This is a genomic window from Candidatus Nanopelagicales bacterium, from assembly GCA_041393815.1.
In the GTDB taxonomy this organism is placed as follows: Bacteria; Actinomycetota; Actinomycetes; order S36-B12; family JAWKJK01; genus JAWKJK01.
In genome coordinates this window covers 1-13,011 of record JAWKJK010000010.1, presented here as the reverse complement: position 1 = coordinate 13,011, position 13,011 = coordinate 1, and the positions used below count along the sequence as shown (strand labels likewise).

The following is a 13,011-nucleotide window of genomic DNA, read 5'->3' as shown; positions in this document are numbered from 1 at the left end:
GGGCGGCCCGGGTGTCGACGGACCGCGATCCCGCAGGGTCACGCTCTGAGGTAGCGCGCGGTGGCCAGTGAGGCGCACCGTGGGGTCACCCCCGCGGGCCACGGTCCGGCGAGTGCCGGGACCGGCGGTCCGCGACGGCGCACCGAGAAGGCCACCAGGGCCGAGCGACCGCCGATCGGCTCCCAGCCGACCGGGTGGGGTCGGGGCGGCGCGGGGGTCGCGTCCACCGCGACCCCGGGCCGGCGGCGCAGCGGCGCCAGCAGCAGGGTGACGACGGCGAGGACGGCGTCCTCGCCGTACCGAAGGGCCACCGCCGCCACCACGACGGCAGCGACGTGGGCCAGGAGCATCAGGCCGGACAGGCCGACGGCACCGTCCAGAGCGGAACCCGACGCACCTGCGTCAGGCATCGTCGCGGCGGCGACCGGCGAGGACGAAGCCATGCCGGGCATCGGCACCTGCGTCCCCGGCATCGCCGTCCCCGGCATCCCCATGCCGGCGTGGTCGTGCGCTGGGGTCGCCGTGCCCGTACCCGCGTGCATCGGCATCGACGCCTCGAGCACGTAGTGCAGCAGGACCTGGGTCGCTGCGAGGAATGCGAGGAGACCGACGACGGTCCACTCCCGACCGGACAGCGCGATCCCGAGGGCCACCGCGACAACCGTCGCGACGGCAAGGGTTCCCAGGGGGATGTGGCCGCCGGCACTGCCGTGCGCTCCCACGGACAGCCCCACGACCACCAGGCCGAGGACCGCGCCGCGGGCCGTACGCAGGGCAGGTGAGGCCGCGAGCCGGTCCCGGACCTGTCGGTCGGCGGGGCCGGCTCGCGGACTGCTGCGCGTGGCCAACATCGCGCTGCGTTCCCCCCAGTGGAACGGCCGGCGGACTGCCGACCGCGACCCCCGTGACACAGTGCCAGCGATCGCCCGAGCGGGGGATCGGCCGTTCGATCCATTGTCGGGGGGACAGGCGACCCATGTCGGCGTCCCCCCGGAGTGCGCTCGGGCGGGCCGTTCGGGGCCGAAGGTCCCGGGCCCGGCTGGGCCGAAGGGACGCTAACGCGGGGACGCCGGCTGTGGGACCGTCATCCCCGTGGCCCTGACCTCGAGGGACGCCGGGGCGCGTTCCACGACCCGCGTGACCGGCATGACGTGCCGGACGTGTGAGTCCCGGGTGGAGAAGGCCGTCGGGCGGATTCCCGGCGTGGAGAGTTCCCGCGCCTCCTCCGCGAGGGGCCGCGTCGAGGTGGTGTGGGCGGGTACCCCCGACCTCGAGGCCGTCGCGGCGGCCGTGGCCGGATCCGGCTACGCCGTCGGCCGACCGTCCTGGCTGAACCGGGACCGGGCCGTCTGGCTCACCGCGGGGGTGGCCGTCCTCACGGTCGCCGCGCTCGCGGTCGTGGCGCAGGCGCTCGGCTGGTCCCGGCTGTCCAGCGGGGTCGGCGACCTCGAGGCGGGCGGCCTGGGCGTCGTGCTGCTGCTCGGTCTGGCAGCGGGCGTCTCGAGCTGCATGGCGCTCACCGGCGGACTCGTGCTGGCGGTCTCGGCTGCGCACACCGCACGGATGGCGCGCCTGCACCCCGATGCGACCCCCGGCACGTTGCAGCGGCTGCGACCGGTGATCGTGTTCAACATCGGCCGCGTCGTCGGCTTCGCCGCTCTCGGCGCGATCCTGGGGGCGCTCGGCGCGAGCCTCACCATCCCCACCGAGGTCCTGGCCGTGATGATGCTCGTCGTCGCGGTGGTCATGGGCGTGCTCGGCGTTCGCCTGACCGAGCTCTCGCCCCGCATCGCCGGCTGGTCCCCAACCCTGCCGTCATCGTGGAGCCGACGACTCCGGTTGCAGGACAAGGCCGAACGCGGCTACTCCGATCTGCGGACGGCACTCCTCGGAACCGCGACCTTCTTCCTCCCGTGCGGCTTCACCCAGGCCGCGCAGATCTTCGCCCTGTCCACCGGGTCGCCCGCGTACGCGGCCGCGGTCATGGGCACGTTCGCCCTGGGCACCGCACCCGGTCTGCTGACCCTGGGCGGGCTGCCGGAGCTGCTGCCTGCAGGGAGGCGCGTCCCGGTGCTGCGCGGGTTGGGCGTGCTCGTCCTGCTCTTCGCGTTCCTGAACGCGGCCGCGGGGTTGCGCCTCGCCGGCATCGACCCGCTGCACCCCTTCGGCGATCCTGCCGTGGCCGGCGCCACCACCGTGACGTCGAACGTCGAGGTCACACCGACCCAGCAGGTGCTCCATACCCAGCAGGTGACCGACGGCTACCTGCCGGTGCAGTCGGTGGTCTACGCCGGTCTCCCGATCCGCTGGGTGGTGGACTCGTACGATCCGCAGTCGTGCGCCATCGCGCTGCGGTCGCCCGCGCTCGGCGTCTCCGTCAACCTGGTCAAGGGTCCCAACGTGATCGAGCTGCCCGCCCTGGAGCCGGGACGCGTCGCCTTCAGCTGTTCCATGGGCATGTACGGCGGCTACATCACGGTCATCCCGCGACCAGAGGCCTGAGCCGGCCGCGAACGACCACCCATACCGGGGTAGCCGGCCGTCAGGACACGGCCAGCGGCCGGCGGCGATCTGCCGTCACCAGGGATTCACCTGCTGTTCACTACGCCCGTGGACGTCGGGCTCATCATCGCCATCGGGCTCGCGGTGGCGTTCGCCCTGACCAACGGGTTCCACGACGCGTCCAACGCCATTGCCACGCTGGTGGCGACCCGGGGTGCGACGCCGGGGCAGGCGGTCAGCCTGTCCGCCGTCTTCAACATGGCCGGCGCGATCCTGCTGGGGACCGCCGTCGCGGACACCATCGGCGGCATCGTCACGGTGCCGGACTCCCAGATGGTCGTGGTCGTCGGCTCCGGCCTGTTCGGCGCCACTGCGTGGAACCTCATCACCTGGCGGATGGGCCTGCCGTCGTCGTCCGGGCACGCCCTGGTCGGCGGCCTGGTCGGGGCGGCCATCGCCGACGGCATCCTGTCCGGGTACGGCGGGCTGCAGTCGGTCAACTGGGGCGGGTTCGACGGCTGGCACCCCGACGGGGTCATCGGCACCCTCGTAGCCCTGTTCATCTCACCGCCGCTGGGGTTCCTGTGCGCGTTCCTGCTGCTGCGGCTGCTCCGGGTGGCGTCGCGCCGGTGGACCCAGCGATGGCGCGGCCCGGTCGACGGGGGCGGCTGGGTGGCCGCATCGGCACTGTCGTTCAGCCACGGCGGCAACGATGCGCAGAAGGCCATGGGTGTCATCGCTGTCCTGCTGCTGGCGACCGGCAAGACGTCCGAGCTCGTCGTCCCGCTGTGGGTCAAGGTCGTGACCGGGTTGGCCCTCACGCTCGGGACCGCGCTGGGCGGGTGGCGAATCGTGAAGACCATCGGGCGGCGGATCTTCTCGCTCACCCCGATCGACTCCTTCGCCAGCCAGACCTCGTCGGCGTCAGTCATCTTCGGCGCGTCACTCATCGGAGCACCGGTGAGCACGACCCAGGTGGTGGCGTCCTCCGTGGTCGGGATCGGCGCGGGCCGACGCCGGTGGCGGCACGTGCGGTGGGAGATCGTGCGCGAGATGGGCATCGCCTGGCTGACGACGATGCCCGCGGCGGCGGCGCTGGCCGTCGCCGTCCTGCTGGTATGGAGGCTGGTGTGATGAAGAACGGGCGCGGCCGCTGGTTCCTGCCGCAGACACCGGACGTCATCGGGATGCTGCAGCGGCAGGTGGAGCTGACCGCCGAGGGCATGGCGGCCTTCGCGGCCTGGGCGGCGGGGGAGGCGGACCGGGCGAACGAGGTGCGCGAGGCCGAGCACGCCTGCGACGAGGTCCGCCGGACACTCGTGGACGCCGTACGCGAGGCCTTCACGACGCCGCTGGAGCCGGAGGACCTCTTCCAGCTCAGCCACGACCTGGACCGGGTGATCAACGGCGCGAAGAACACGGTGCGGGAGTCCGAGGCGATGGCCTTCCCCCCGGACCAGGCGTCCGCGGAGATGGCCGTGCTGCTCGCGGAGGGGGTGCAGCACCTGCGGGCCGCGTTCGACCATCTCGACGGCAAGAAGGACAAGTCCGGGACGCTGGCCACCGATGCGGCGTCGGCCGCGGTCAAGAGCCAGCGGCGGCTGGAGCGCGTCTACCGGCAGGCGATGAACGTGCTCTCGGAGAGTACGGACATGCGGGTGGTGATCGGCAGCCGCGAGCTGTACCGGCGGATGTCGTCCATGTCCGACGACGTGGTGTCGGTGGCCGAGCGGGTCTGGTACTCCCGGGTCAAGGAGTCCTGAGGGACCCGCGCGACCTCATCCGGAGATCTGCGCGATCCGAGGGGCGACCAGGTCCCGGAGCAGGTCCTCGTCGGGCTTCCAGTCGACCGGGACCTGGACGGTCTTCTTGTTGAGCTTGTAGTCAGCGAGCCTCGGTCGGAACTCGTCGAGCACGCCGCCCCAGGGCGCGATCAGGATGTGGTTCTTCAGCACCATCACCCCGAACACGTACTGGTCGCCGAGCTTGAGCATCGGCTGGTTCCAGGCGATGACCGTCTCCAGGTCGGGGTACGCGTCCGTGATGGTGTCCAGGATCGCGTGCACCGTCGTCCGCTTCGTGCCGTCGAAGGGCGCGAGGTAGTCGTCGAGGGTGTCGAAACGTCGGGAGCTGGTCGAGCCGCGGGCGTACATCACCAGCGCGTTCGCGTGCGCCTGGCTGAAGCCGTGGTTCTCCCGCAGGAACGCGATCTGATCGGGGTACTTCCGGTCGGCCACCGTCTCCATCTGGTCGAACCAGTAGGACATCGGTTGCCCGTACCGCTTCTCGATCGCGGGGAAGTAGGAGGCCCGGTCCGAGCTGGTCGCCATGGGCGCCGATGCTAGGCCTCGGGGCCACGCCCCTGGGCTGGATCGCCGCCCGGGGTCATCATGGGGGCATGGCCTGGTCTGGCGCCCTGCCTCCGGGACCGGAGGACCCGCGCTGGCGTGACGGGCGACGGGACTGGATCTGGCACGCCGCCCAGCAGCGCTGGCTGTACGCGCCGCAGCCCAGGCTCTCCGACCTGCGGCCCGCGTCGGACGCCGCGGTGCGCGGGGTCACCGTGGCCGCGACCGTGGCGCTTGTCCTGCTGATGGTGCTGGTCGTCCTGGCCTTCTGAGGGAGCCGCTCCCGACGGAGGCAGGTCGGGGCCGGCCAGTGGGCCGTCGCCGGCGCTCAGCCCGCCGCGCGGTCCCGGGCCCGATGCTCGGCCGCGACCTCGGCCGCGACCGCGTGCCCGTCCGGGCTGCCGGTGACCGCGGCGAGGAAGTCCTCGGCGGTCAGGCCGAGCAGACGGCCCGGCGAGACGGCTGTCACGGTCGCGGTGCGCGGGACCGCCTCCAGCAGCGCGATCTCGCCGAACGCGGCCCCCGGCCCCAGGGTCGTGGGCCGGCGCGCGCCGTCCACCGTGACGGCGAACTCCCCCGCCGCCACGACGTAGAACTCCTCGCCCTTGTCTCCCTGACGCACGACGTCCGTCCCTGCCGGGACCTCGCGCCAGCGGGCGTTGCGGGCGAGCCGCTCGAGCTCGTACGCGGGCAGCACGGCCAGGAACGGCACCCCGCGGAGAAGAGCCGTCTCCTCCGGCAGGACGACCGACCGCGCGTCGAGCCGGCGGACCAGGCCGACGACGGCGAGCGCCAGCAGGGCGATGCCCACGCCGAAGGGGACGAAGGCACCGGCGGCGGAGAACCGGTCGATCAGCGGCGGGGCGACGGCGGCGCCGAGCGCCACGCCGATCAGCGCGGTGCCCTCCTGCACCGCGAAGACGCGGGCCAGTACCCGGTCGTCGGTGCAGCGCTGCAGCAGGGTGCGACCCCCGACCATCAGCAGGGCGGAGCCCAGGCCCGCCAGCGCGAGGGCGGCCATGGCGGGGGCGAGCAGGGCCAGCACCGCGACCACCGCGACACCCACCCCCTGCACCAGTCCGCCCACGACGACGGTGGGCGTGAGTGTCCGGCGCACCGACACCGCCGCGGCGACCGCTGCGCCCAGGAGCCCGCCGAGTCCGAGGGCACCGATGAGCAACCCGGCGCCGGACTGCCCGAGGCCGAGGACCTCGGTCGCGTACGAGATCCCCAGCAGGTCCAGTGCCCCGCCGAGGACGAAGCGGGTGGCCAGGACGAGGAGCAGGGCCAGCGCGGCCCAGTCGCCCCACAGCGCCCGCAGGCCCTCGACCGCGCTGCGCCACCCGCCGGGCTCGGCGGCTGCCTCCTCCGCGGCGGGTCGCCCCAGCCCCAGCCGAAGGCACAGCGCGGCGGCGACCGCCGCCGCCACGGTGGACCCGGCGAAGACCAGCCACGGCCCCACGGCCTGCACGCCGATCCCGGCCAGCACCGGACCGGCGAGGAACGCGACCCCGTCCCCCGCGGAGGACAGCGAGTTGGCCGAGACCAGGTCCTCCGGGCTGCGGGCCAGCGGCGGGAGGGCGGCGAAGTGGATCGGGCGGACCACCGACAGCGCGATCGTGAGCGTGGTGGACGCCGCGACGACCACGGTCACCGGTGCCGACGCGAGTAGCGCCACCATCGTGGCCAGAGCGGTGATCGCGACGCCGAGGTACGACGCCGCCAGTGCCGTGCCGCGGGACCACCGGTCCCCGACGCCGGCCAGCAACGGGCCCAGCACGACCGCCGGAGCCAGCTGGACGACCGCCACCACCCCGGCCAGCGGGGCACCGCCCTCGTCGAAGGCGTACAGGATGATCGCCAACCAGGCGGCGATCTCGACCAGGCCGTAGAGGACGTAGGCGACCAGGGTCCGGCGCAGGCCCCCGGGGTTGCCGAGCGCGTGGAGCGTCATCGGAAGCCGGCTCATCCCGTTCCCTCCGCCTGGTCGGCCAGCTCGTCAGCCAGCTCGTCAGCCGCGTCGGCCTCGGCCTCGGCGCCGGCCGAACGGAACAGTTCCGCTGCGCGCCGGGCCAGCATGACGGCCGCGGACCCGTCGCCCCGGCGCCGGGCCAGCAACGCCTGCGTGTTCGTGACGTCGGCCTCGGCCAGGGTGTTGCCGGTGGCCCGGGACAGTCGCAGCGAGTCCTCGCAGTCCCGCTCCGCGCCGGCGAGGTCGCCCAGATGCATCCGCTCCCAGGCCCGGTTGCCGTGCGCGATGCACCGGCCCACCGGGTTGCCCGCCACCGTGAACGCCTCCAGCGCCGCGTCGTAGGAGGCCGCCGCGTCCCGGTGATCCCCCTCGCCCGACGCAGCGAGGCCGAGGTTGACCAGGCAGGCGGCCTCCTCCTCGACGTTGCCCGTCCGGCGGGCCTCGCCGAGTCCGAGCGTCAGCACGCCCCGGGCTGCGGCCGGGTCGCCGGCCCGCTGGGCGATGTCACCCAGCAGGCGGTACGCGGTGACCGTCGCCCTCGGGTCCGCGCGCACCAGGGCGAGCGCGCGCTCGGCGTGGGCGCGGGCCTCGTCGAGGTCTCCGTCCACCATGAGCACCCACACCAGCTGCAGCTCCAGGCGTCCGGCCAGGAGGTCGTCCCCCGGACCCGCCGCCAGACCGTGCAGCGCCGCCTCCCTGGCCGGGCCGCGGCGCCCGAGCAGGCCCAGGACCCACGACCGCTCCAGGTCCAGCACCCGGGTGTCGACGTCGGCGGCCCCGGACACCCGGTCCAGAACCTCCAGCGCGGCGGCGTACTCGCCGGCGCGGCGCAGGGCGCCCGCACGGCCCGCCACCGCCGCGACCCCGGCCCCGGACTCCTCCGCCTGGGCGAAGGCCGCCGCGGCGCCGAGGTTGTCGCCCTGGAGCTGACGTACCTCGGCCAGGTCGACCAGCAGGTCGGGCAGCGCGGGGTCCACGGGTTCCCGGCCGGCGGAGTCCACCGCCCGGGCCAGCACGGCCTCCGCGTCGGCGTTGGCGAACAGGGCCCGGGCCGACGCGGCCGCGGCACGCAGGTGGGGCAGCGCGAGGCGGCGCGCCCCGGCCTCGTACAGGTGGTGCGCGACGGTGGCTGTCACGGTGTCCGGGGCACCGCCGAGCAGCGCGGCGGCCTCCGCCGCCAGCACGTGGACCTCCCGCCGCCGTCGCCGTGGCATGCGCTCCAGCGCGACCTCGCGGACCAGGCCGTGCCGGAAGCCGTACCCGTCGTCGAGCGGCACCATGAGGCCGGCGTCGACGACGCGCTCCAGTACGGCCCGCGCGAGGTCCGGCGGCGTCTCGAGCACCAGGGCGGCCCGGCGTACGGACATCGTGTCCGCGATCACCGACACGGTCACCAGGGCGTCCCGAAGGTCCTGGGGGAGACCGTCCACCTGCGCGGCGATCACCGCCTGCACCGTGAGGGGAAGGTCCTCGGACTGCATGCCGGGGCGCAGCCGCCACCGCCCCTCCTCGCCGATCACGTCGCCGCGGTCGAGCAGGGCCTGCACCAGCTCGGCGGCGAACAGCGGGTTGCCGCGGCTGCGCTCGGCGAGCACGTCCCGCAGTCGTGCGTCGATCGGTCCGCCGAGCAGGTCCGACGCCAGTTCCGCGACCGCGCCCGGGCCCAGCGGATCCAGGGTCAGCAGGGTCGGTGGCGGTGCGCCGGCGGCGGTCAGCACCGCGACCGCCTGCGCCTCGTCCCGCCCGGTGACGACGAGCAGGACCCGGTCCGCGGGCGCGTAGACCGCCAGGACGCCGAGCAACTCTCGGGTGGCGTCGTCGGCCCAGTGCACGTCCTCCACCACGGCCACCAGGCCGGAGGCGTGCGCACGGTCGCGCAGCGCAGCCGCCACCGCCGCCCGCACCGTGGCGCGGGCCCCCTCCGGGTCCGGTCCCGGGTCGGCCAGGCCGGCCGGGGCCTCCTCGGCGGCGAACCAGGTCGACACCGGCTGGTAGGGCGCGGTCATGGCGTACGAGGCGGCCGCGCCCGTGAACACGGGGATGCCCGCCGCGGCCGCGTCCGCCGCCAGCTGCTCCACCAACCGGGTCTTGCCGCTGCCGGCCTCGCCGGCGAGCACCACCACTCCGCCCCGGCCCGCGGCCAGCCCGCGCAGCGCCTCGTCGAGGGCGGCCGACTCGCGCTGGCGCCCCGCGAGCACGCCGTGGGTGCGGCCGCGGGACGCCAGCGGGTCTCCGACCGCGACGAGCCGGTGCACCGAGAGCGGCTCGGTCCGGCCCTTGACCGTCATCGGCCCGAGGTCCTCCAGGACCACCGACGTCCCGGCGAGCTGCGCGGTGGCGCGGCCGACGTACGTCTCGCCCCGGGGTGCCAGGGACGACAGCCGTTGCGCGACGACCACCGCCTCGCCCAGGACGCCGTAGTGGCCGCCGGTGCCGTCGCCGATGGGGCGCGCGAGGACCGGACCGGAGTCGACGCCGATGTGCAGGGACAGGCCGAGCGCCTCGACGTGGTGCGTCATCTCGCGTACGGCGTCGTGCATCTGCGCCGCGCACCGCAGGGCGCGGTCGGCGTCGTCGTCGTGGGCGACCGGCGCGCCGAAGAGCGCGAGCAGCGCGTCGCCGACGTACTTCTCCAGCAGGCCGCCGTAGCGGTCCACGACGGTCGTCAGCGCCGACAGGACCGGGTCGATGACGCGGGACAACTCGTCCGGGGGCAGGCTGGTCGCCAGCCGGGTGAAGCCGGACACGTCCGCGAACAGCGCCGTCGCGACCCGGTGCTCCTCCGGCGGAGCCGGGGTCGGGTTCGTCGCGTCCTCGCCCTGGGCGGACGTCATGGCGGGGATCAGTGGTACGAGATGGGACAGACGGCGCTCTCGACGTACGGCAAGCCGTCCGGCGGGGGCAGGGCGCGTATCCGCGCCGACGAGCCGGGCGTCAGGCCGTGGTCCATGGCCCACGCGTTGACGTAGCCGTCGACGTCACGGATCAGCTCGATGCCCCGGACCACCACCTGACCGCGGTCCGACGCTCGCACCCGCACCGCCTGCGGGGGCGAGTCGCAGGAGAGCCGGTACGCCTCACGCCGGATGTCCGGCGCCACCGTGATCCACCCGGTCCAGTCGGGGTAGGGGCTGCCGTCGTCGCCCACCACGGTGACGGTGACCGAGATGGGAGCCGCATGGACGGTCCTGAGCGGCTGTCCGTTCGGGCCGCGGTCGCGGACCAGCTGGTAGGTCGGCGGGGCCGTCACGACCAGTTGCGCCGGCGTCGGCGCGATGACGCTGACCTCGGCGGATCCGCGCCACCCGTCGGAGCCGCCGTCGCCGGCGGGCAGCGCCGACGCGCGGTGCGCCTCCAGTCGCCAGGGCACCCGGACCGTGGTCGGCTCGGCCGGGAGCTGGACGCCATACACGCGCAGCCGCAGCAGCTGGCCGCGCGCGCAGGTCACGCCCGGAACGGTCAGCAGCCAGCCGGCCGAGGTGCGGGTCGCCGTCTGCGGGACCCGCCCGGGGACGGGCTGGCAATGGCCCCGTGGCCGGTAGCCGTCGGAGAACGTGGCCGCCGGGCGGACCGTGAACGCGCCCGCCCGCGCCCGCTGGAACACCACGCCCGGCGCCAGCACCGCTGCCTGCGGGCGCACGACGGGGACGTCGAAGGCGTCTGGCAGGAGGACGCTCAGCGTCGCGGCCGTGACGCGGGCCGGTGCCCGCCAGCGCATCTCGACGTCGGCGCTGGTCCCGGCGACCAGCGGCAGCAGACCGGGGCCGGGCGTCGGGGGGCCGAAGTCGTCGAACTGCGGGTCCAGCCGTCCGACGCGCAGCGCGGAGGGTGCCGCTGCGAGGCCCGCGACCTCCGGTGAGGTCCGCTCCGGTGCTGTCGATGCGGCGTGCGCGGGGCCGATGCCCGTCAGCGACGCGGCCAGCATCAGCGCCGCGGCCCCGCCGGACAACGCTGCCCGCGCCGACGCTCCCCACTCGTACGCTCGCGACCGGGACATGGCCACCCCCCGCTCCTCCACCGGGCCGTGCCCGCGCGCGGATGATGGCACGCGCGGACCGTCTCGCGGCACCGTTGGGGCGAAACAGTTGCGAGGATCGGCCGAACGGGGTGGGGCGCGTCGCCCGGCGACCGGCCGGCAGGGCGGGCGCGTCCAGGTGACCGGGCGCGGGGTCGAGCCGCCGACGGCCCATCCCGCCACGTTGGTCGCGGTGACGAAGATGGCCGCGCCGGAGGCTCCGTGGCGTGGAGCACCGGCGCTTCGTTCGGTGCCGCTCGTGCCAGAGTGGGTGCCGTGTCCCCTGTCTCCAAGAAGCGCAAGCGCCCAGGGCGACGGGCGGTGAGCCCTCCGCCGGCCATCGCCGATGCGGTGCTCAGTGCGTTCGCGGAGCGGCTCAACGATGACGGGCCGCTGCAGTCCGAGCTGCTGCTCTCCTACCTGCTGGGCATGGCGTGGGCGGGCTCGGAGTGGGGGCGGACCGAAGCGGCCGAGGCTCTGGCGGAGGAGGTCATGCGGGCACCGCTGCGTGGGCACCCCGCCGGTGGGCTGGCGCTCCAGACGATCGCCCGAACAGGGCCGGCATCGGCGCGCCAGAAGGCCCGCCTGCTCCTCGAGTCAGGCCGGTCCGCCGGGGCCACGGGGTGGCGCCTGCCCGAGTGGGCCGATCGGATCGGGACCGCGGAGCTCGGGCGCTCCGCCATCGCCACCGACGTGTACGGCGACCAGACCTCCTACTACCTCGGGTTCTCCTATCCCGGCGTCGACCGTCCCGAGCCGCACGTCCTCGTCGTACTCGTCGACTACAACCTGCACCTGATCAAGGACATGTTCGTACGGGTGGGCTCTGGCTTCTTCGAGCTCCTGGAGGAGATCCAGGGACAGGACGACGGCTCGACTCTGGGGCCGATGGACCCGCAGGCCGCGTCCGATGACCTGTGGCGGCATCTGGACGTCACCGACCGCACGATCGGGGAGGTCTTCGGCGAGGAGTCGGGGGAGACGCGCTACCTGCTGGCGGCGAGACTGGACCGTCTGCCCCCGCCCCGACGGGACGTGGACGACGTCCCCGAGGTGACCGTGGCCGAGCGCGACCGCATCGTCTCGGCGTTCATGAGGACGAAGGCGGTCAAGGAGCTCCTGTCCGGGGAGGGAGTCCCGGACGCCCCACCCGGGCGGGATGGCGTCCGGTACATCGCGCGGGTCGCCCTCGACTACGCCTGCGACTACGGCGTCGGCGACCCCCTCCGGTGGAGCCCCATGGCCGCGGAGCTCTTCCTGACGGACTGGGCTCCCCGCAAGGTCCACTGGGAGGCCGAGGACATTCCCTGGGTGCCCGAGGTACTGGACGCACTGGTCGGCTACTGCGGGGCGAAGAAGGGCCTCGACACGCGGTGGATCGAGGAGACGCGCGCTGCGGTCGAGGAGTTCGGCGGCGACTTCCTGATGCTCGAGCTGCAGGGCTCCAGCAAGGGACCCGCAGGCCAGATCTTCGCGTCGATGCTGGCTGACGGGGTGGACGTCACGGATGACGATGCCGTACAGCGGTGGATTGCCCGCTACAACTCGCTGCGGTAGCCGGAGGTCGGCCTGGATGTCGGCACGATCTCACCACGCAGAGGTCGCGCAGGACGTCGTGTCAGGCGAGAAGTCAGGTTGTTCGGTACGCGTCTGCGCGTGCAGCGACAGCGAGGACGATCACGACGTGCTCCGCGTCGTCGATCCGGTACAGGATTCGGTAGGTGCCTCGACGCGCACTGTGCCGATCGTCGAGTGAACGCATCAGCTGCTTCCCCACCCGGCGAGGGTTCTCCGGCAGCGGGCCGCTGATGGACTCGTGGGCGGCGAAGGCGACGGTCTCGGGCAGGTGCTCGGCGAGTTGTCGGCGTGCAGTGGCGGTGATGGCCAGCCGATCGGGGGACCCGTCGCTCATCACGCGCCGCGACCCGTACGCATGGCTTCAGCCACGGCGTCGGCCGACTCGACCCGCCCCTGGTCCTCGTCGTCGGCGGACTGAGCCAGCTGACGCAGGAGGTCGGTGTCGGCCAGGCGCCCATCATCGTGGCGAGCCCACCGTGCGGGCGCCACCGTACTCGCGTCGCACGCCCGGCGCCCGGGGTGCCTCGCGGTGCGGAGAGAGGTTGACGAGGATTCCGTTGTGCGCACAATTGCATTACGAAGGAGGCGTCCATGTC

11 protein-coding genes are annotated in these 13,011 nt (G+C 74.1%); 5 read left to right on the top strand and 6 right to left on the bottom strand.

Features of this window, described 5'->3' with window-relative positions; translation table 11 throughout:
• Positions 1-38 precede the first annotated feature (38 nt).
• Positions 39-851, bottom strand: a complete 813-nt coding sequence (locus R2737_18525) for a hypothetical protein (protein MEZ5118255.1) — start codon at positions 849-851, stop codon at positions 39-41.
• 241 nt (positions 852-1,092) lie between these two features.
• Between R2737_18525 and R2737_18520 the strand changes: the two genes are divergently transcribed.
• The 3 genes from R2737_18520 (at position 1,093) to R2737_18510 (ending at position 4,265) form a co-directional block, all read left to right on the top strand.
• A complete protein-coding gene (locus R2737_18520) occupies positions 1,093-2,502 on the top strand; it encodes a sulfite exporter TauE/SafE family protein (GenBank protein MEZ5118254.1) in 1,410 nt (469 codons plus the stop codon).
• A 108-nt stretch (positions 2,503-2,610) separates the two neighbouring features.
• Positions 2,611-3,636, top strand: coding sequence for an inorganic phosphate transporter (locus tag R2737_18515; protein MEZ5118253.1), 1,026 nt, complete (start codon positions 2,611-2,613; stop codon positions 3,634-3,636).
• Positions 3,636-4,265 carry a DUF47 family protein gene (locus R2737_18510; GenBank protein MEZ5118252.1) on the top strand — a complete coding sequence of 210 codons (630 nt, stop codon included), beginning with the start codon at positions 3,636-3,638 and terminating at the stop codon, positions 4,263-4,265. The genes R2737_18515 and R2737_18510 overlap by 1 nt, the downstream gene beginning before the upstream one ends.
• 15 nt (positions 4,266-4,280) lie before the next feature.
• Here the strand turns inward: R2737_18510 and R2737_18505 are convergent, their stop codons facing one another.
• On the bottom strand, positions 4,281-4,832 hold the full coding sequence (locus R2737_18505; GenBank protein MEZ5118251.1) for a DUF4287 domain-containing protein: 552 nt from the start codon (positions 4,830-4,832) through the stop codon (positions 4,281-4,283).
• Between the two features lie 68 nt (positions 4,833-4,900).
• On the opposite strand from R2737_18505, the gene R2737_18500 reads away from it, so the two are divergent.
• Positions 4,901-5,122 (top strand): hypothetical protein, encoded by a 222-nt coding sequence (locus tag R2737_18500; GenBank protein ID MEZ5118250.1) that lies wholly within the window; start codon positions 4,901-4,903, stop codon positions 5,120-5,122.
• A 56-nt stretch (positions 5,123-5,178) separates the two neighbouring features.
• On the opposite strand, the gene R2737_18495 is transcribed toward R2737_18500, so the two are convergent.
• Genes R2737_18495 through R2737_18485 form a run of 3 tightly spaced genes read right to left on the bottom strand, consistent with a single transcriptional unit; the run spans position 5,179 to position 10,819 of the window.
• Entirely contained in the window at positions 5,179-6,819 is a 1,641-nt protein-coding gene (locus tag R2737_18495; GenBank protein ID MEZ5118249.1) for a cyclic nucleotide-binding domain-containing protein, read from the bottom strand.
• Complete coding sequence (locus R2737_18490; protein ID MEZ5118248.1) at positions 6,816-9,656, bottom strand: adenylate/guanylate cyclase domain-containing protein; 2,841 nt, start codon at positions 9,654-9,656, stop codon at positions 6,816-6,818. The genes R2737_18495 and R2737_18490 overlap by 4 nt, the downstream gene beginning before the upstream one ends.
• Positions 9,657-9,664: 8 nt before the next feature.
• Positions 9,665-10,819 (bottom strand): hypothetical protein, encoded by a 1,155-nt coding sequence (locus R2737_18485; GenBank protein ID MEZ5118247.1) that lies wholly within the window; start codon positions 10,817-10,819, stop codon positions 9,665-9,667.
• Positions 10,820-11,158: 339 nt separating this feature from the next.
• Between R2737_18485 and R2737_18480 the strand changes: the two genes are divergently transcribed.
• Positions 11,159-12,394: a hypothetical protein gene (locus R2737_18480; protein MEZ5118246.1), complete on the top strand. Its 1,236-nt coding sequence runs from the start codon at positions 11,159-11,161 to the stop codon at positions 12,392-12,394.
• Between the two features lie 73 nt (positions 12,395-12,467).
• Here R2737_18480 and R2737_18475 read toward each other — a convergent pair whose 3' ends face one another.
• A complete protein-coding gene (locus tag R2737_18475; protein ID MEZ5118245.1) occupies positions 12,468-12,749 on the bottom strand; it encodes a type II toxin-antitoxin system RelE/ParE family toxin in 282 nt (93 codons plus the stop codon).
• Positions 12,750-13,011: the final 262 nt, after the last annotated feature.